A 19,679-nucleotide genomic window follows, 5' to 3' on the forward strand; every position below is an offset into this window, starting at 1 on the left:
GGGGAATTTGATGTAGGGGCGAAGCATTTGGGGGATAACTTTTGTTGTTTAACCAGGATTTAACTATCCAAATGCTTCGCCCTGGGTAGGGTGTGGGGAGTTAACTTTTGACTTAATTCCCTAATTCTTCACCAAAACCCCAGCTTCTTTCTGAATAGGCAAAACATCCAAAATATCGATCTCGGCACAATATTTCAAATCTTCATGACAATTCAGGCGTAAGAGGCGTTGTCCGTGACTGGCATGATGGAACATATCTAATAACCGATCTTGCCACTGAGAGTATAACGCGATCGCACCAATTACTTCATCATTACCAGCTAATTCTGCCTCAGAGCAATTCAGATGTGTTAGGAGACTATGAGCGATCGCCCCTGCACATGCGGTATCCTCTAAAGAGAAACTACCTTCCCAACCTGAACCTACTAACCACAAGGTTTCTGGCTGCTTTTCTACCAGATACTTTACTACCGCAGCGCGATTGACAAAGGCTGCCGCTAATACAGTTGGAGCATTTTCCACACATTTTAGGGCACGAGTACCATTTGTAGTAGTGAGAAACAATCGGCATCCTTGTACTCGTTCTGGCGTACAATCAAGAGGCGAGTTACCCAAATCAAAACCCTGTACCATCGAACCACCACGCTCTCCAGCGCGGAGACGTTTCTCGATTGGCCAATTTTCGCTGACTTCCATCAACTGATTGATATCGCTGAAAACTTGCACCGCCTCAGCGCCTGCATTTAAAACCGTCGCCATCGTGGTTGTCGCCCGCAAGACATCAACTGCAATCGCACAGTCTGGTTTTGTATCCTTTGGGGTTAGTTCCGGTGTGTGATAAATAAATAGTTTCACGCTTTATGTCGCATCTCTAAGAATGCAATATATCCTACCGCGATCGCAATTCTACAGTATTTTGTGATTTTTTGGAGGCTGTTGCTTTGGAAGGATAATTTTTTAATCAACGACTAAGGCACTAAGACACTAAGGAGGATTATAGATAGTCTTCCAGGCAAAGGGAGTAAGTTTTGCCTTAGTATTGAGAACTATAGCAACCGCCAGGGCGGTTAAGACATTCTAAATTCCTGAAACCCTTGATTTTACAGCTTTCTTCCCTAGCCCCTAGTCCATCGCCCCTAGTCCATCGCTATATCTCCCCATCTCCCTATTCCCCATTCCCCATAATTTGGAATCTGCTTGCAGCAGCGCTTTGCGATCGCACCGCTAGCGCTAAACTTGATGATGGCATCCACAGCGGTGTCATAGAACTAAATTCAGATCGAGAGGATAAAACGCAATGGCTTATGAACTACCACCTTTACCTTACGACTATAACGCCCTAGACCCTTATGTCTCCGCTAAAACCCTAGAGTTTCATCACGATAAGCACCATGCGGCTTATGTGAATAACTACAACAACATGACGAAAGACACCGATATGGCTAATATGCCTATTGAGGAAGTCATTAAGGCAGTCTATGGTGATGCTTCTAAGGCTGGTATCTTCAATAATGCCGCCCAAGCTTGGAATCACACCTTTTTCTGGAATTCTATGAAAGCAGGTGGTGGCGGTGCGCCTACAGGTGCTGTAGCGGATAAGATAAATGCCGATTTCGGCAGCTACGACAAGTTTAAAGAAGCCTTCAAAACAGCCGCTACTACTCAATTTGGTAGTGGTTGGGCTTGGTTGGTTCTTGATGGTGGTACTCTTAAGGTAGTTAAGACTCTGAATGCAGAAAACCCTCTCCATAACGGGCAAATTCCTTTGTTAACCTGTGATGTTTGGGAACATGCTTACTATCTAGATTACCAAAACAGACGACCCGATTTCGTTGAGGCTTTCCTGAGCAACCTCGCTAACTGGGATTTCGTTGCCCAAAATATGCCTGCTGCTTAAGCCTAATTCAGTTGGGATAACGATAGTTATCTGAGAGAAACCCGGTTTCGCCGAAGTTACCGGGTTTCTGGGATATACTTCAGGCAACTGACAACCGCTATAACTAATGACTAATCTATCGCCAAGAAGAATTTTTTTATGAATAGTACAGAGTTAGCTCAATATATCGAAGCAACAAACGGTATTTCTAAGCCTTGGCTATTGGTACAATTACGTCTCAAGAAGCTTGAAGAGCGTAAATCAAGCCTTTCATCTGATGAATATTTTCTAGAATTAGCCGAGCTGCATGAAGACATGTTTAGACTTGGGGAATGGTGGATTGGTATTGAAGATGAAGTGTTTGGCAAAGGCTAGAATAGGAGAGCAGGTAGTTGTTCATGAGGCGAATAGGAATGGCATATCGCTTTTTTGCCAATCTTAGGACATAACTTACAGACTGTAGCTCAAACTATCACATCTACTGAAAATCATTCATCACTATCGGCGAGTAGTTTGTGAGTAGAGTAGAAATATAGATTTTAGTTCTCGTGGCTACAGGTTTAATCGCTTCCTGCCTTATAGACTCAAAGTATCATATAAAATAACTTGGGAGGAATCTCTATGTTTGATGTCACACAAATCCTTATCGATCAATTCGTACAGAAAATCCAAGAAGGCTACCGACGGACTTATGGAGGATGGAAGTCTGATTATGCTGATATTATAGGCTGGGCGGGCAGCATGGCTTTGGAAAATATTGCCAATAGCGATGCTCTCTATCATAATGTTGAGCATACTATCTTGGTTACTTTGGTCGGACAGGAAGTTTTGCGCGGTAAGCATATCCGAGAAGGAGGTATTTCTTGCGAAGATTGGATGCACGGTATTATTTCTTTACTTTGCCACGATATCGGCTATGTTAAAGGAGTTTGTCGCAAAGATCGTATTAGTGAAGGATTATATGCGACGGGTGTAGATGGTGCGATGGTGAAGTTAGCGCCCGGAGCTACAGATGCTTCTTTGACTCCCTATCATGTGGATCGAGGAAAGTTGTTTATTGAGGAGCGTTTTGGCAGTAATCTACTAATTGATGCTGAAGAAATTAAGCGCAATATTGAATTAACTCGTTTCCCAGTGCCTTCGGATGAAGATCATCAAGATAAGATTCATCTTCCTGGTATGGTGAGAGCAGCAGATTTAATTGGTCAACTTAGCGATCCCCGATACCTGAAAAAGATTAGTGCCTTATTCTATGAGTTTAAGGAAACAGGTGTGAGTGATGCTTTAGGCTATCGCAATCCAGGAGATTTACGCCACAACTATTCCAAGTTTTACTGGAATGGGGTATATCCTTACATCAAGGATTCGTTACGCTATTTGGAGTTGACTCTGGAAGGGAAGCAGATTGTGGCTAACTTGTACGCTAATGTATTTGTAGTGGAACATGAACAGCCTTCAATTAAGATAGCTTAAAAAGGATGAAGGATGAAGGTTAAAGGTTGAAGGTTGAAAGAATACCATTGGTGACAGGTTAAGCTGAGAGTGCATTTGTCAATAATAAAACTTATGCTTAATATCTTGAACTTCTTAATCCTTTAGCCTTAATCCTTCATCCTTCACCCATCAGCAAATTATGCCACTATATTTTAAATTACTATTTCTTTTAACGACAACAATCTACCACTGGATTGCTACCAAAATTGAAACGAAAGCCTATCCCCCAATTGGTGAACGAATTGATATTGGGGGTTACAAGCTCCATTGCTACTGTAAAGGGCAGGGTACTCCTACTGTTATATTAGATCATAGCTTAGGTGGAATTGATGGTTATTTTTTAATCGACGAAATAGCTAAACTAACGCGGGTATTTATTTACGATAGAGCTGGATATGGTGGGAGCGACTCTAGCCCCTATCCTCGCACTAGTCAGGAGATTGTCAGCGAGTTAGATGTGCTCCTGATAAAAGCAGGAATATCCCCACCTTATATTTTAGTTGGCAATTCTTTTGGCAGCTATAACGTGCGACTTTATGCTCATCAGTTTCCTGAGAAAGTAGTTGGAATTGTACTTACAGATGGACTCCACGAATCTGGTATGTTAAATATGTCCATCAGTCTACGGAGCCTGAAATTATTTTTTCTGTCTGGATTTTTGATGTCAACATTGGGAGCGGTAGTTGGTATTGTCCGGATTTTGGGTAGAGTGGGATTATTTGAAGTTATCAAACCAGAGTTGCGGCAATTTCCTCCAGAAATCAGACAAAGGGTGAAGCTCTCATTTTACCATCACCATCACTGGATAACTATGGCGCGGGAATTATGGAGCTTGAATGTTAGTGGCAGTCAATTGAGTCAAGTGGCAAGTCTCGGTAATCTCCCTGTTATTAGTATTAAATCTAGTACCTTTTTTAAGCGATCGTTACTCACTTTCTATATGCCTGTCAAGTCAGCCGATAGGTTGCGAGATAAAATGCACTGCGAATTGGCTAAGATATCAACTAATTATCGGGAAATTCAGGCAAGTCAAAGCAGTCACTTTGTTTGGATAGATGAGCCGGGAATAATTGTGGCGGCTGTTGGGGATATATTGGAGATGTTGAATTGTTAATAAACCACTAAGGCACTAAGGCACGAAGGTTTGGCTTGGAGTGGAGGGGATATGGTAGGAAAATTAGGTAATTTGGCTAGATGTTCGATCGCGTTGGGCAGTAATATTGGTGATTCTTGTGCTATTCTGGATCGTGCGATCGCTATTTTAGCTGAAACTCCAAGTGTTTCTCTGAAAGCTCGGTCGAGTTGGTATAAAACGGCTCCAGTAGGTCCGCCTCAACCTGATTATGTTAATGGCTGTGCTTTGTTGGATGTGGCTTTGACTCCCCAGGAGTTATTGGCTGTTATTCTGGATGTGGAAAAGCAGTTTGGTAGGGTGAGGCAGGAGCGTTGGGGACCGAGAACTCTAGATATCGATCTTATTTTATTTGACGATATAATTATGGAGACACCTAAGCTGACAATTCCTCATCCCCGGATGAGAGAGAGAGCCTTTGTTTTAGTGCCATTGGCGGAAATTGCGCCGGATTGGATTGAGCCAGTATCGGGAGAAGCGATCGCACAACTCCTTTTAGGGTTAGACTGTTCTGGAGTCCACCTTTTGTAAATGCAGATGGCACTAGGTAAAGAACCCCCTCAACTCCTTAAACAACGCCTGTTATACCTTGGCAGAAAATTTAATTTTGAAGTCAATTCCCTCCGCCTTCCCAATAAAGCAGAAGGGGATTGGGAATGTATCCGTCATCCGGGTGGCGCTCTCGCTGTACCTGTAACGCCAGAAGGTAAGTTAGTATTAGTCCGTCAGTATCGTTTTAGCATTCAAGGTCGTCTTTTGGAATTCCCTGCTGGTACTATTGAAGCTAATGAAGAGCCAGCGGAAACCATTAAACGAGAAATAGAAGAAGAAATTGGTTATCGTGCCCATGCTTGGCAATCTCTCGGTAAGTTTGCCCTGGCTCCAGGTTATTCTGATGAATATATTTACGCTTTTCTCGCCCAAGATTTAGAAAAGTTGGCAAAGCCACCAGCACAAGATGCTGATGAGGATATGGAAAATGTTTTAATGTCACCTGATGAATTAGAACAAGCTATCCTTAATGGGGAGGCAATTGATGCTAAAACTATTTGTGCTTTTTTCCTCGCTCGTCCATTTTTGAATTAGTTATTGGTTATTGGTTGTTGGTTGTTGGTTGTTGCTGAAAGTACCCTGTTACTCCTGGAATACTCCTGAATTATTTAACCACAAAGACACTAAAGCACGAAGGAAGAGAAAATAAGAAGCAGATAATCTTATAGTGGCACGGGAATAATACCCATAATCGTCGAGATACCTCTCCAAAACAATGGGTTTAAGCCCATTATCAACCAAAAACAACCAAAAACAACCAAAAACAACCAAAAACAACCAACAAATGTTACTAGAATTAGCAATAGGTGATGCTTATGGCGCGGGCTTTGAATATGCTGAATCTGATTTTGTCAGTTTGTACAATAACTTGAGCCAGTATGTCCAGCATCCCCGTCACAAAATTAGACCAGGGTGTTATACTGATGACACCCAAATGAGTATCGCTATTGCTGAAACTTTAGTTGAGGGACAACCTTGGACTAGAGAAGTTTTGGCAAGTAAGTTTGTGACAGCCTTCAAACGAGATCGAAGGGAAGGCTATGCTAGAAAATTTTATCAGTTTCTACAGGAAATTGAAGATGGGAGTCAGTTTTTACAGGAAATTCAGGGCACAAGTGATAAAAGTGGTGGCGCAATGCGCGCCTCACCGATTGGCATTTTACCCACTATTGAGCAGGTAATCGAAGCCGCTACTATTCAAGCCGCTATCACTCACAACTCACCCGATGGAATTGCGGCGGCTGTTGCTGCGGCTTTAATGTCTCACTATTTTATTTATCGATTAGGGCAAAAACGGAAATTAGGTAAGTTTCTTCAAGGCTATGTCTCTGGTATTATGTGGTCAGAACCGTGGCAAGGAGAAGTAAAATCGAAAGGGTGGATGAGTGTCAGAGCAGCAATTACCGCTATAATCCGCAATGATAGTTTAAGCGAACTTTTGCAAGATTGTATCGCCTATACTGGAGATGTGGATACGGTAGCCGCGATCGCACTTGCTGCTGCTTCCTGTAGTGATGAGATTGAGCAAGACATTCCCCTACCTCTGATTGATACCTTGGAGAATAGTGCTTATGGCAAAGATTATATTATTGATTTGGATAGCCAGTTAATGGGTTTGGTGGCTGGTTAGCTAGAGGAACTATCATATAGTTTATTCCTGGGCGCGGGTTTCGGGATAAAATTATCGTAAAAATCGACAACATCAAGATAAAACCCAACCTCAGTCTACCGATAGGGATGAAATTATCGCCAAAATCGATAACATTGAGACAAAACCCAGCCTCAGCCCTCAGCCACCCCCAACCCATGTTATCTTTATTTCCACCCACCTAATTATCTCCCACCGAGCAACAGGATTTACCCAGGATGAGACGATAAACCCGGTTTCTTCGTTGATTTCTGCTTCCTAAATTAATGATTTGTCCTAGAAGCGGGGTTGATAGCAGTTGCCAAAATACCTAGATTTACCTAGACTTAGACTAGCAAATTCTCGGCCTAGGTTTCAGAGGGTAAGTCCTCAGCAAGTTACAGTCAAAGGTAGCACGGCGATCGCACCCCTGCACCAAATATCTGCCAAACTGCTACTATAGAACGCAACGCAACTATTATGCCAAACCACTGGGAACGAAAAGAGCAAGGTGTGCTTCATTTTTAGTTGAATGAATATAAATATAATAGAATCTGCCAATGAAACCATACAACAAATCAAACGGCTTAACAACCTCAGCCCAAGTCACTGCTTCCCTGGAGCCAGCACCCATCAGTAAGCTCAACTTATCAGAATCCGATTTAGTTGAAATTTACCATAGTGCCCCCAAAATCCTATCGCACAAAGCACTCACAGTCTCGGTAACAGAAGATACATTGTCTTCTGAAGAGTCAATCGTTATCGAAGCGGCTAAGAATGGTAATTATTGGCTCATAGCGACAGAAGATGATATCTACTGGCTGTTTCCTCAAGCCAATGTCAAAATTAATCCTTATATCGATGAAAGCGTTAAACTCCTATTCAACTGTAACGGATACCAAACCGACGCTCCTAGTCAATTTACTCTAAATATGCCTGCTAAACTAGCCATTATGCCAAGGGGAGAGGAGTGGCAATTGGTAGAAAAAGGGATATTGGATTTTAGCGGTAATTCTTCTTTAGGAGAAATAGAAGCAGAGGAAGGGGAATATCAGGAAATTCAAGATCAATTAACTCATACAACTCTTCAAAAGCATACTCGATTGGAAAACCAGTCAGCCTTAGTGTTAGCCAAGCGAGGCGAAGCCCTGACTAAGATAGAGGGGAAATTACCAATTGAGTTAGAACAGAAGTTTGTCGAAATCCAAGCCCAATTAGATCGATCTAATCTAGAGCGAGAGCAACTCAAACATCAATTAGAGGAAGTATATCAGAAACGTTATCTACTACAATCCAAAATATCAGAATTACAAACTCTGTTGCCGGAGGTGCAAACCGATCCCGATGAGACTGCCAAGCAAACACCACCAGTTATAGACACAACTATAATCGAGGAGCTAATCCTGCGGAGCCGTTTGCAGCCCCCACCCATTGAGCTTTGCTTAGTTATAGTTTTATTGCGCAATCCCATCCCAGTCAAGCCCCAGAAAAAGCCAGCTTCACCTAAAAAATCTAGCCCCAAAATTACCATAGGAATTATCGTCGCAATTCTATCCTTGACAAGTGTCGGATTATATGCTGCATCTCCATATATTAACAATTTATGTCCAAATATAGGTAACTGTGATAGCTACAAACAGACATTAAATCAAGCCCAAGCCGCTTATGATGCAGCGGTGGCGATTAAGGGTACAACCTTGCCAGAATTAGATAGCAAGCGCCGACTGATAGAAAATGCGATCGCCTTAATCAATAATATACCGAAAACAGCAAGAATCCAGGACAAAGCCACGCAACTTATCTTAACCTGTAAAAAGGAATTAGAAACAGATGCTCGGATTCTCAAAGGGGAAGGTGAAATTATTGCTCTCCAAGCTAGCCAATATCAAAATACCGCCATTCAACCCGCCAATATCGGCAAACTAACATCCACAATTGAAGACTTGCAAAGATCTCAGGAATTATGGAAACAAGCCACAATCAAATTAAATGGCATTTCTCCTAAGATAGACATCTACCCCACCATTCAGGCATCTGTAACAAACTACCAGAAACAAATTGCTCAAGTCGAGGAAAATTTAGCCAAAAAGAGAGAAGCAAGACGACTGCTAGATGAAGCCGCAAAATCAGCAAGTCAGGGGGAAAGTCTCACCAAAACTGCTCAAACCATCCCACAACTAAAAGAAGCAAAAAGTCAGTGGGAAGAAACACTAGCTAGCATAAATAAACTACCTCTAGATGCAATCGATACCGCACAAATAGAAGCCCTCAAAAAAAATTACAATGGACAATTAAAACTAGTCACAAATGAGATAACTGCCCAACTCTTATTAGAAGAAGCGACATCTTTAGCTGCTCAGGCAAATGCTCTTACTAACAAGGCTCAAAATATCCGAGAATTGAGGAGAGCGCAAGGAAGATGGCAATTAGCACTTAGTAAACTCAATCAAATTGCCTTAGATACTCCTACTTTTAAAAGAATAGGATCTCTCAAGCAGGAATATGGACAGCAAGTGAGAATTCTCGATAATAGAATTAGGAGTGTAACTCCTCGTTAATTAGGGCTTGCTGAAAAAGTTTTTTGGTGAGGCTTCAAAGATGGAAGGGAGCAGGGAGCAGGGAGAAAAATTAGAGCTGATTTTTTGGCTAAGTTTCCCAAAAGTGTTAGGATTTTGAACCAATAGCACTATAACCCTGGACTTTTTTGGACAAAAAAGTCTTGAAACCCTTGCCTAGCATACCTTATGCCTTAATTCAGCAAGCCCTAGTTAGGGCTTGCTGTACAAGTCTGAAAACCTTATACATCAAGGGTTCGAGGACGATTGGTTGCAAAATATTCCAATAACTCTGTGCAAAACGCTTGCCCTTTGATCAAGTCTCCAATTGATAGATCCGATTCATTGACATGGCGCAGTTTATTCCGAACAAATACCAAGTGGTTTTTCCGTTCCTCCAGACGCGATTTTGCTGTTTTACTATCATAGTTTAACTTAGTAAAATTGCTCCTATGTAATTCACCCCATTCACTACCAATTGATAGCAGTTCAAATAAATCCCCCAAATCAGTATTTTTTAAAACTTCTTGGTTATCTAAATTTGCCTCTGCAGGCTTTTTTGCTCGTCTTATAATCTCTTGCCACTTCTGTTGATTGTTTTTCTGAAAATGCTTCTGCAACCAAGTCGGTTGTTTCTTGTCGAAATGGTTGGTAAGAAGTTGTCTCAGTTGCCGTTCAACCTCTTTCAGCAAAGAATCTACTTGATTTGCCAGCGTCGGTGTGACTTCAATCGAACCAAATTGGGTAAACCACTCCTTAAATAACGAACCAGATATCATAATCATATCGGTTTCCTCTTCAAGACGAATAACACCCGTGTGCGCTAAAATTGAGAGTCTTCTGTCAGTCTCTGTGCCAAATTCAGCAATCATTGTTCGTCTGGATAGAGACACTTGATCGACCAATCGGGCGTAGATAGCGCGTGTTGAATTGTCAAACCGCTTACACCAGTTTTCAAACTGATTTTTTTTGTTATTAAAAAACTGTTTCTTAGCATTTTCAAGTGATTGAAAAGCTTGGGCACTATCGTAGTTAGAAACTATTTCCATTACATATTGCATTAGAAAAGGATGTCCGCCTGTTAAAGTATATACTTCTTCAACAAAATTATCAGCCCATTCATGGTGAGATGCTTCTCGGATAAATTTTGCTGTATCATCTAATGAAAATGGTTTTAACTCAATCCAATCCAAAACATTTGCCAGCGGTGAGCCAATATCTCGCCCAATTTCCAGCATTTCACTTGCTCCGGAAAAGACAGCGCTTAAATATTTATCTAAATCAGGGGTATTGCTGATTAGCGATCTCCAATAGGGAAAAAATTGCCGTCCCCAATCAGATGCAATTATCCCCTCAATTTCATCAAATATAAAAATAATTTGCGGTCGATAATCTGCCTCTTTTATTAAATTAGTAATAGTTCCTAGATATTCTTTAAAGTTTGTGGCTTTTACTTCTTGACAATTGGGTACTATAATACTTGTATGATGATTTAATTTATCACAAATTTGACGTGCGATTTCTTGATAAATTGAATCTGCCGATAAATTTGGAAGTTCTATAGTTTCCAGGTAAATAGGCAAAACCAACAAACCACCATTCCTGACATTTTCAGCATAGGATAACAGGTCTTTTTCAACACGGCGCAAAAGAGTAGTCTTCCCCATTCTCCGTCCACCTGTAATCCCAAAAGACTTTCCATTAGCCAACCTGTTGACTAAATTATTTGCTAACTCTATTCTGCCATAAAACAAGTCAGGATTAACTCTTTGCCAATTGTATGGATTAGACGGTATAATCATTTTTTGTTCTTATTTCCCTAAACGATAAGTTTTTAACCAACTGTGCAATAGATTAATTTTTATCTTGTACTCACCTTGTTGAAAATCAACTATTTGATACCCGATTAAATGTCGCAAAGCCACATCAATTGGTACGGTTACTAAAGGAGCAAGTTCAGATCCTTTTGCCGAGCCTTTAGCAGCAATAGCTAACAACAAGTCTAGCTCTTCCGGAAAATAGTTTTTTAATCGTTCAATAATTTCTTCAAAAATTGCACGCTTGTCTCTGACGAAACTGTTAATATTATCACTTATTAATCGACGGTTAACTTGCAATGGGCGTGACTTATCCTGAGCAACAAGATGACTACAGAGTTGACGAGTTATATATGGATGTCCACCTGTTTCACTATAGATAGCTTCTAAACTTTCTACATCAAAAGATACGCTCATTCCTCGCCCAATTTTTGTAATCATTTCATTACATTCTTGCTTTTCTAAAGGTGGCAAAAACACCTCTCTATAAAACTGGAATACAGGATTATCACGACCTTCCCATCTCGGTTCTTCACTAATCGCTGGATTTGCTGCTGCAATGACACTAACTACCCTGCCATGGGTACTCTGAGAAATACCTCGCAAGTAACGAAAGAAAAGATCGTATCCCCTAAAACCATTGTCAGCACCGATGGGCAGCATATATTCTAGTTCATCAATCGTAATCACAATTTTGCTAGAAGCAGTTGTTTCATTAGTCGCTAGCGCACCCAGCAATCGCCTGACATCCCCATCAAAACGTAAGGCGTTTTTTTCTTCAGGTTTATCTAAGGCTAAGTAGTCTGATTCTGAACCTAAATCTAGTTTTATCTCCTTAAGTGCTAACCCTAATTCTTTTTTATGGGTTAATTCATCCTGCAACTTTCTCGCAATCTTCCAATACAGATAAGCACAATCATTAACCGATATCTCTTGAAGATCAACGTAGACAACCAAATCCAACGGTCGTTTTTCTGCTAACTTTTGCATCAGGGAAGTTTTACCTACTTTTCGCAATCCATAAATACCTGTATGCTGTCCTTCGTCAATATTACGCATTAGATTTTGGAGTTCAGCGTCTCGGCCATAGAACTTCAGACCAGATACAGGGAATCGGTCTTCAAACAAATCTCGACCAGAAAGCCATTTATCCAATTCTTGCCGTAAAATCCCGCCTGGAATCTCTTCTGACTGATCGAAGACATTCTTGTCAATCGGGATTATGACCTCACGACCATCTTCTTTGGTACGAAGTAAGTGAGATTGCCATTGGGTCGCATCATTAAGAATCAAAAATCCGATGTCATTGTTGAGATTGAGGTTGCGATAATTTTCAGATGGTTGTCGCAAAGTCTGTAGCAGATTCTCAATATCGTTCTCCTTGATATTCTTGAAAAAGCACTTAGCCAAAATCCGTCCATTGAGGTTATAGGATTCAGTTTATTCTGGCTGCATAGAAGATACCAATATCTCCGCATATTCTTGGGTACACTTCTGTACCCGAATCTCGAAATCAGCAGCCTTAAAGAAATCCCAAGTTTTCCGACCCAAAATATGATCGGTTACAAACTCAAGTTTGTACCGAATATGAGCGGCCATTGTTCCTTTGTTCATTCCCAACTTTTTGGCTTCCTGCGCGTGAACAGCCGCTTCCTGAAAGCTGACATCATCGTCCATATCAACCAATACAGCAGCTAATGCCCAGTGGAGTTGCCTAGCAAAATGGGGAGCTTCTCTGAGTCCTTTTCGTAAAATGTCTGCTGCATCTGCCAGTTTGTTCCGTTGCCGGAGAAGCATTGCATACTGTTCGTAGAGAATTCCGTCTTCCGGAAGTGCTTCAATCCCTGTTTTGTATATTTGCAAAGCCTTGGGAAATTTCCCTGCATTTTTCTCTGCAGCAGCGTAAGCGAGAAATGTTCTTTGGTGAGGTTCCGAGTGAATTGCTTCCTCGAATAATTCTCTGGCTCTCTTAATGTCTCCCTGATCTCTTGCTGCCAGTGCTTCTTTATAAAGCCTTCCTACCTCTGGGTAGGCTGTTTGGCGGTATTCTTGCGTGTCGGGCGGTGGAGATATAATAGACTCTGTTTTAGCTGACAGAATTGTAACTTCTTTCGCAGCCCAGCCTGTACCTCTGGGGACACTGACTATCTCAAACTCAACCTGATCTTTCACTCTCAATGACTGTCCCCATGCTTCAACATCCCTGCTATTTACATAAACATCTCTCCCGTCTTCTGCTGTGATGAAGCCATAGCCGGTGGTGGAACTAAAAGTTTTAATGACACCTGTTATTCTGGTAGCCATTTGAGATCCTCCTGTGCGTGGATCTTTGTAAAGCCGTGCAGGAGAGGAAGAGACTGGTTCAATCTTGACTTGTCGAGGGGGTGTTATGGGTAGATTAGTAACCGCTTTTTGTGACAACAGCGTAACTTTCTTTGCCTCCCAGCCTTGCGATACGCCAACTATGTCAAACTCAACCCAATCCCCCTCTTTCAAAAGCTGTTCATTATTTTCAATATCGCTGGCTTTTACATAGACAGTTCTATCGTCTTGTGCTGTGATAAAACCATAGATGTACTGATATTTTTTATGAGTCAGTGGAAATCTGCTAAGGGTTCCTTTGATTCTTGGTGATGATTTTGGCTGAGGCAGTGATAAATTATCAGATGCCACAATTGGTGACAATTTGAGGGCTTCACCACAGTGGGTACAAAAACGGTTTCCACCCTGATTTTGATGCCCCTGAGTACAAATAATCGTATCGCCCTCCTCCGTTGGGAAAGATGGCGGCGGCTGGAATGGTGTTCTGACGTTTTGTGGAGCAGGTGTTACAGATACAACAGTGTCTGTTTTCTCTGAGATAAGCTTAACTTTTTTTGCGACATAGCGATCGCCACGCTTTGTATTTTCTGGGTCTTCAGGAGTAACTTGCGCTAGTTTTTTAGGTGGAACTACTGGAGTCAATTTTCTGCTAGATTCTCCAGAAGTATCTCTGTGTATTCTTTCGGGCTGATTACCCGTATTTCCTTGATCGGTTGGAGTATCTATCCATTCATCCAGCCTAGCTTTACGGATACGCCATTTCCCAGCCACAAAACTTCCGGGCATCTGGCTAGACGATAGTAGAGCCATGACCTCATCTAGTTCCATCTGAAGATACTCAGCAACCTGATTGGGTGTTAGGATCTCAGGCCATTGTTGGGGCATGTTAGTCTCCGTACATACTAATTACCAGCTTAAACTAGCTGCTCGTACTATGTCATCTCCTGGACTAATAGTCGCTCCATAACTCAAAAAACTCAAACAAAAAGGGTCTTTTGATAAATCAAAAGACCCTTTTTGTTAAATTATAAACCTGGCACCGAGCTATTTTGCCGTGGGGCAACCCCCAAAGTATCGTCGCCGCAGAAACGTTTCACAGCCGAGTTCGGGATGGGATCGGAGTGGGACCATGACGCCAAAAGCACCAGGAAAGAACATTCAAGACTGGATAGCAATAGAAAAGAAAAAGTAGGTCAAGCCCTCGGTCTGTTAGTACGCCTAAGCTGCAATCATTACTGATCTTCCACCGAGCGCCTATAAACAGGTGTTCTTCCTGTGACCTTACTGGGTAAACCCCATGAGAGCAATCATCTTGAGGTGGGCTTCCCACTTAGATGCTTTCAGCGGTTATCCGCTCCGCACATGGCTACCCAGCGTTTACCGTTGGCACGATAACTGGCAGACCAGCGGTGCGTCCCTCCCGGTCCTCTCGTACTAAGGAGGGCTCCTCTCAATGCTCTTGCGCCTGCACCGGATATGGACCGAACTGTCTCACGACGTTCTGAACCCAGCTCACGTACCGCTTTAATGGGCGAACAGCCCAACCCTTGGGACGTACTTCCGCCCCAGGTTGCGATGAGCCGACATCGAGGTGCCAAACCTCCCCGTCGATGTGGACTCTTGGGGGAGATCAGCCTGTTATCCCTAGAGTAACTTTTATCCGTTGAGCGACGGCCTTTCCACGTAGCGCCGTCGGATCACTAAGGCCGACTTTCGTCCCTGCTCGAGTTGTCACTCTTGCAGTCAAGCTCCCTTATGCCTTTGCACTCGATGGCTGATTTCCAACCAGCCTGAGGGAACCATTGCGCGCCTCCGTTACCTTTTAGGAGGCGACCGCCCCAGTCAAACTGCCCACCTGAAAATGTCCCACTCCCGGGTAACGGGAAATGGTTAGAATCCTAGCCTCGCCAGAGTGGTATCTCACGGACGGCTCCCGTTCTCCCACAAGAGAACGTTCTCTGCCTCCCACCTATCCTGCGCAAGCGAAGCCCGAACACAATGCCAGGCTACAGTAAAGCTTCATAGGGTCTTTCTGTCCAAGTGCAGGTAGTCCGTATCTTCACAGACAATCCTATTTCGCCGAGTCTCTCTCCGAGACAGCATCCAGATCGTTACGCCTTTCGTGCGGGTCGGAACTTACCCGACAAGGAATTTCGCTACCTTAGGACCGTTATAGTTACGGCCGCCGTTCACCGGGGCTTCAGTCGCTAGCTTCGCTTACGCTGACCAACTTCCTTAACCTTCCGGCACTGGGCAGGCGTCAGCCCCCATACATCCTCTTGCGAGTTAGCGGAGACCTGTGTTTTTGGTAAACAGTCGCCTGGATCTATTCACTGCGACCCTCTTGCGAGGGTACCCCTTCTCCCGAAGTTACGGGGTCATTTTGCCGAGTTCCTTAGAGAGAGTTATCTCGCGCCCCTTAGTATACTCTACTTCCCCACCTGTGTCGGTTTGGGGTACAGGCATTAAAAGTTTAAGGTGTTTCGGGCTTTTCTAGGAAGTATGACGCTGTTCACTTCGTCGCCGTAGCGACTCGGACTCACACCTAAGCTCAGTCTGTTTTCACCAGACCTCAAAGCCTTGAATGTTTGCACCAGGACAACCAATACCTGGATGAAAGCCGCCTTCTCCGTCCTCCGGCACCAACTTGTAACGGTACGGGAATGTTAACCCGTTATCCATCGACTACGCCTTTCGGCCTCGCCTTAGGCCCTGACTAACCCTCCGTGGACGAGCCTTCCGGAGGAAACCTTGGGGTTTCGGGGCTAGGGATTCTCACCCTAGTTTGCGCTACTCAAGCCGACATTCTCACTTCCGCTTCGTCCACACCTGCTTGCCGCTAGTGCTTCACCCTAAGGCGGAACGCTCCCCTACCGATATTATTCATATCCCACAGCTTCGGCAGAAGACTTAGCCCCGTTCATTTTCGGCGCAGGAGCGCTTGACCAGTGAGCTATTACGCACTCTTTCAAGGATGGCTGCTTCTAGGCAAACCTCCTGGTTGTCTTTGCACTCCCACCTCCTTAATCACTTAGCCTTCATTTGGGGGCCTTAGCTGGTGGTCTGGGCTGTTTCCCTCTTGACGATGAAGCTTATCCCCCACCGTCTCACTGGCTAGGTACACACTGGGTATTCAGAGTTTGTCTCGATTTGGTACCGCTCTCGCAGCCCGCACCGAAACAGTGCTTTACCCCCCAGCTATAGCCCTAACCGCTGCGCCTCAACACATTTCGGGGAGAACCAGCTAGCTCCGGGTTCGATTGGCATTTCACCCCTAACCACACCTCATCCGCCGATTTTTCAACATCGGTCGGTGCGGACCTTCACTTGGTGTTACCCAAGCTTCATCCTGGACATGGTTAGATCACCCGGGTTCGGGTCTACAAATTGTGACTTAATACGCCCTATTCAGACTCGCTTTCGCTTTGGCTACAGCTGTTTAAGCCTTAACCTGCCACAACCTGTAACTCGCCGGCTCATTCTTCAACAGGCACACGGTCAGACGTTAAATCGTCCTTCCATTGCTTGTAAGCTAACGGTTTCATGTTCTATTTCACTCCCCTTCCGGGGTTCTTTTCACCTTTCCCTCGCGGTACTTTTTCACTATCGGTCACACAGGAGTATTTAGCCTTACGAGGTGGTCCTCGCTGATTCACCAGGGATTTCACGTGCCCCTGGCTACTCGGGATTCAAGAGGTATTCTGCCACTTTCAATTACAGGACTTTCACCTTCTCTGGTGCTGCATTCAACAGCTTCGTCTAGCTTAAGAATTCCCTGATTCTTGTCCCACGACCCCATCTAGATATACTGGATGGTTTAGGCTGGTCCCGCTTCGCTCGCCGCTACTAGGGGAATCGCTTTTGCTTTCTCTTCCACCAGCTACTAAGATGTTTCAGTTCGCTGGGTTCGCTCGTGGTGAGCTATGTATTTACTCACCCGTTATTGGGTTGCCCCATTCGGAGATCTCCGGTTCACAGCTTGCTTCCAACTCCCCGGAGCGTTTCGTCGGTCGCCACGTCCTTCTTCGCCTCTGTGTGCCTAGGTATCCACCGTTAGCTCTTTGTAGCTTGACCAACTTTTTTCTTTGTTACTCGGTCTAAATAAGATGACTTACGCCCAATGGGCGCTCGCCTAACTTACCGACTTGGTTTTTTTCTATTGCTATCCAGTTTTCAAGGTTCTGACTGAACGAGTTCGTCCAGCAGTCTGACTTGTTTTTCAATTCAAGTTCAGGTGCTAAATTCTCAGTTCAAATATAAAGAGAGAGTAGTTCGATTGTTTTGAGCAGTGGTTTTTTGGTTCAAGGCTCTCGAGGTGGCTTGACCTCATGGAGGTAAGCGGACTCGAACCGCTGACATCTGCCTTGCAAAGGCAGCGCTCTACCAACTGAGCTATACCCCCATCCAAAAGGCTCAAGAATGAAGATGGAAAGAATTTTTTGCTCCCATACTTCTAAACTTGACACTTGATACTTGGTTTAGGTGGGCCATCCTGGACTCGAACCAGGGACCTCACCCTTATCAGGGGTGCGCTCTAACCACCTGAGCTAATAGCCCAAAACCGAACCGAACTCAAGTTTGAAAGCTTCTAATTATTTCCCTCGCACGACCTAGGATTACCTGATTTGAGTCCTAATTTAGAATTATTTCGGACTTCAATTGGTTAGGTCTCCCTAAAAGGAGGTGATCCAGCCACACCTTCCGGTACGGCTACCTTGTTACGACTTCACCCCAGTCACCAACCCTGCCTTCGGCATCCCCCTCCCTTGCGGGTTAGGGTAACGACTTCGGGCGTGGCCAGCTTCCATGGTGTGACGGGCGGTGTGTACAAGGCCCGGGAACGGATTCACCGCCGTATGCTGACCGGCGATTACTAGCGATTCCTCCTTCATGCAGGCGAGTTGCAGCCTGCAATCTGAACTGAGGAGAGGTTTTTGGGATTAGCAGACTCTCGCGAGCTAGCGACCCTCTGTCCCCCCCATTGTAGTACGTGTGTAGCCCAGGACGTAAGGGGCATGCTGACTTGACGTCATCCCCACCTTCCTCCGGTTTGTCACCGGCAGTCTCTCTAGAGTGCCTAACTTAATATTGGCAACTAAAAACGAGGGTTGCGCTCGTTGCGGGACTTAACCCAACATCTCACGACACGAGCTGACGACAGCCATGCACCACCTGTGTTCGCGCTCCCGAAGGCACTCTCAACTTTCATCAAGATTCGCGACATGTCAAGCCCTGGTAAGGTTCTTCGCGTTGCATCGAATTAAACCACATACTCCACCGCTTGTGCGGGCCCCCGTCAATTCCTTTGAGTTTCACACTTGCGTGCGTACTCCCCAGGCGGGATACTTAACGCGTTAGCTTCGGCACAGCTCGGGTCGATACAAGCTACACCTAGTATCCATCGTTTACAGCTAGGACTACTGGGGTATCTAATCCCATTCGCTCCCCTAGCTTTCGTCCCTGAGTGTCAGATGTCGTCCAGTAGAGCGCCTTCGCCACCGATGTTCTTCCCGATCTCTACGCATTTCACCGCTACACCGGGAATTCCCTCTACCCCTACGACTCTCTAGCTTTTCAGTTTCCACTGCCGGACGGTAGTTGAGCTACCGGATTTGACAGCAGACTTGAAGAGCCACCTGCGGACGCTTTACGCCCAATAATTCCGGATAACGCTTGCCTCCTCCGTATTACCGCGGCTGCTGGCACGGAGTTAGCCGAGGCTGATTCGTCAGGTACCGTCATTTTTTTCTTCCCTGACAAAAGAGGTTTACAACCCAAGGGCCTTCCTCCCTCACGCGGTCTGGCTCCGTCAGGCTTTCGCCCATTGCGGAAAATTCCCCACTGCTGCCTCCCGTAGGAGTCTGGGCCGTGTCTCAGTCCCAGTGTGGCTGATCGTCCTCTCAGACCAGCTACTGATCGCCGCCTTGGTAGGCTTTTACCCCACCAACTAGCTAATCAGACGCGAGCTCTTCTTCAGGCAATAAATCTTTCACCCGTAGGCACATCCGGTATTAGCCACCGTTTCCAGTGGTTGTCCCAGACCTGAAGGTAGATTCTCACGCGTTACTCACCCGTCCGCCACTCTCCCCGAGGGGAGCGTTCGACTTGCATGTGTTAGGCCGACCGCCAGCGTTCATCCTGAGCCAGGATCAAACTCTCCATTTATAGAGTAGTTCTTTTCGGCTCCCCTTCTCCCACTAGAGGAAAAGGGTTCTTCAAAAATTGTCTCCCGGTTTCCCGGTCAACTTGTTATAATTTTGACGAGGTACTTTACTTCTTTTAGAAGCTTTCAAACTCTTTATTT

At 44.5% G+C, this 19,679-nt stretch carries 12 protein-coding genes, 2 tRNA genes and 3 rRNA genes; 8 read left to right on the forward strand and 9 right to left on the reverse strand.

Going from position 1 to position 19,679, the window contains the following annotated elements; all coding sequences use genetic code 11:
• Positions 1-120: 120 nt before the first annotated feature.
• A complete protein-coding gene (locus NJ959_RS10225; RefSeq protein ID WP_254011651.1) occupies positions 121-855 on the reverse strand; it encodes a 2-phosphosulfolactate phosphatase family protein in 735 nt (244 codons plus the stop codon).
• A 442-nt stretch (positions 856-1,297) separates the two neighbouring features.
• On the opposite strand from NJ959_RS10225, the gene NJ959_RS10230 reads away from it, so the two are divergent.
• The 8 genes from NJ959_RS10230 (at position 1,298) to NJ959_RS10265 (ending at position 9,239) form a co-directional block, all read left to right on the forward strand.
• On the forward strand, positions 1,298-1,897 hold the full coding sequence (locus NJ959_RS10230; RefSeq protein WP_254011652.1) for a superoxide dismutase: 600 nt from the start codon (positions 1,298-1,300) through the stop codon (positions 1,895-1,897).
• Positions 1,898-2,035: 138 nt separating this feature from the next.
• A complete protein-coding gene (locus tag NJ959_RS10235) occupies positions 2,036-2,251 on the forward strand; it encodes a hypothetical protein (RefSeq protein WP_254011653.1) in 216 nt (71 codons plus the stop codon).
• Between the two features lie 246 nt (positions 2,252-2,497).
• Entirely contained in the window at positions 2,498-3,349 is an 852-nt protein-coding gene (locus NJ959_RS10240; protein ID WP_254011654.1) for an Npun_R2479 family HD domain-containing metalloprotein, read from the forward strand.
• A 160-nt stretch (positions 3,350-3,509) separates the two neighbouring features.
• The gene (locus NJ959_RS10245) at positions 3,510-4,484 is read left to right on the forward strand and encodes an alpha/beta fold hydrolase (RefSeq protein WP_254011655.1); all 975 of its coding nucleotides are present in this window, start codon (positions 3,510-3,512) and stop codon (positions 4,482-4,484) included.
• Between the two features lie 51 nt (positions 4,485-4,535).
• A complete protein-coding gene (gene folK / locus NJ959_RS10250) occupies positions 4,536-5,033 on the forward strand; it encodes a 2-amino-4-hydroxy-6-hydroxymethyldihydropteridine diphosphokinase (RefSeq protein ID WP_254011656.1) in 498 nt (165 codons plus the stop codon).
• A 6-nt stretch (positions 5,034-5,039) separates the two neighbouring features.
• Positions 5,040-5,588 carry an NUDIX hydrolase gene (locus tag NJ959_RS10255; RefSeq protein WP_254011657.1) on the forward strand — a complete coding sequence of 183 codons (549 nt, stop codon included), beginning with the start codon at positions 5,040-5,042 and terminating at the stop codon, positions 5,586-5,588.
• A 250-nt stretch (positions 5,589-5,838) separates the two neighbouring features.
• Positions 5,839-6,684, forward strand: coding sequence for an ADP-ribosylglycohydrolase family protein (locus NJ959_RS10260; protein ID WP_254011658.1), 846 nt, complete (start codon positions 5,839-5,841; stop codon positions 6,682-6,684).
• 557 nt (positions 6,685-7,241) lie between these two features.
• A complete protein-coding gene (locus NJ959_RS10265) occupies positions 7,242-9,239 on the forward strand; it encodes a hypothetical protein (protein ID WP_254011659.1) in 1,998 nt (665 codons plus the stop codon).
• A gap of 239 nt (positions 9,240-9,478) precedes the next feature.
• Here the strand turns inward: NJ959_RS10265 and NJ959_RS10270 are convergent, their stop codons facing one another.
• The 8 genes from NJ959_RS10270 to NJ959_RS10305 form a co-directional block, all read right to left on the reverse strand.
• Complete coding sequence (locus NJ959_RS10270; protein ID WP_254011660.1) at positions 9,479-11,038, reverse strand: ATP-binding protein; 1,560 nt, start codon at positions 11,036-11,038, stop codon at positions 9,479-9,481.
• Between the two features lie 9 nt (positions 11,039-11,047).
• Entirely contained in the window at positions 11,048-12,463 is a 1,416-nt protein-coding gene (locus tag NJ959_RS10275; RefSeq protein WP_254011661.1) for an ATP-binding protein, read from the reverse strand.
• 30 nt (positions 12,464-12,493) lie between these two features.
• Complete coding sequence (locus NJ959_RS10280; RefSeq protein ID WP_254011662.1) at positions 12,494-14,260, reverse strand: cold shock domain-containing protein; 1,767 nt, start codon at positions 14,258-14,260, stop codon at positions 12,494-12,496.
• Positions 14,261-14,406: 146 nt separating this feature from the next.
• Positions 14,407-14,524 (reverse strand): 5S ribosomal RNA (gene rrf, locus NJ959_RS10285).
• A 40-nt stretch (positions 14,525-14,564) separates the two neighbouring features.
• Positions 14,565-17,449, reverse strand: a 23S ribosomal RNA gene (locus NJ959_RS10290).
• Between the two features lie 255 nt (positions 17,450-17,704).
• Positions 17,705-17,777, reverse strand: a tRNA-Ala gene (locus tag NJ959_RS10295).
• An 81-nt stretch (positions 17,778-17,858) separates the two neighbouring features.
• A tRNA-Ile gene (locus NJ959_RS10300) sits at positions 17,859-17,932 on the reverse strand.
• Positions 17,933-18,051: 119 nt separating this feature from the next.
• A 16S ribosomal RNA gene (locus NJ959_RS10305) occupies positions 18,052-19,540 on the reverse strand.
• The 16S, 23S and 5S rRNA genes sit together here with 2 tRNA genes alongside, the layout of an rRNA operon.
• Positions 19,541-19,679 lie beyond the last annotated feature (139 nt).

The organism is Limnofasciculus baicalensis BBK-W-15, from assembly GCF_024178385.1.
Lineage (GTDB): Bacteria > Cyanobacteriota > Cyanobacteriia > Cyanobacteriales > Coleofasciculaceae > Limnofasciculus > Limnofasciculus baicalensis.

Excerpts from the sequence above, each read along its gene's own strand:
- NJ959_RS10255 (WP_254011657.1), top strand. The coding sequence starts at position 5,040 with ATGGCACTAGGTAAAGAACCCCCTCAACTCCTTAAACAACGCCTGTTA.
- NJ959_RS10245 (WP_254011655.1), top strand. The coding sequence starts at position 3,510 with ATGCCACTATATTTTAAATTACTATTTCTTTTAACGACAACAATCTAC.
- folK (WP_254011656.1), top strand. The coding sequence starts at position 4,536 with ATGGTAGGAAAATTAGGTAATTTGGCTAGATGTTCGATCGCGTTGGGC.
- NJ959_RS10235 (WP_254011653.1), top strand. The coding sequence starts at position 2,036 with ATGAATAGTACAGAGTTAGCTCAATATATCGAAGCAACAAACGGTATT.
- NJ959_RS10270 (WP_254011660.1), bottom strand. The coding sequence starts at position 11,038 with ATGATTATACCGTCTAATCCATACAATTGGCAAAGAGTTAATCCTGAC.
- NJ959_RS10260 (WP_254011658.1), top strand. The coding sequence starts at position 5,839 with ATGTTACTAGAATTAGCAATAGGTGATGCTTATGGCGCGGGCTTTGAA.
- NJ959_RS10240 (WP_254011654.1), top strand. The coding sequence starts at position 2,498 with ATGTTTGATGTCACACAAATCCTTATCGATCAATTCGTACAGAAAATC.
- NJ959_RS10265 (WP_254011659.1), top strand. The coding sequence starts at position 7,242 with ATGAAACCATACAACAAATCAAACGGCTTAACAACCTCAGCCCAAGTC.
- NJ959_RS10280 (WP_254011662.1), bottom strand. The coding sequence starts at position 14,260 with ATGCCCCAACAATGGCCTGAGATCCTAACACCCAATCAGGTTGCTGAG.
- NJ959_RS10230 (WP_254011652.1), top strand. The coding sequence starts at position 1,298 with ATGGCTTATGAACTACCACCTTTACCTTACGACTATAACGCCCTAGAC.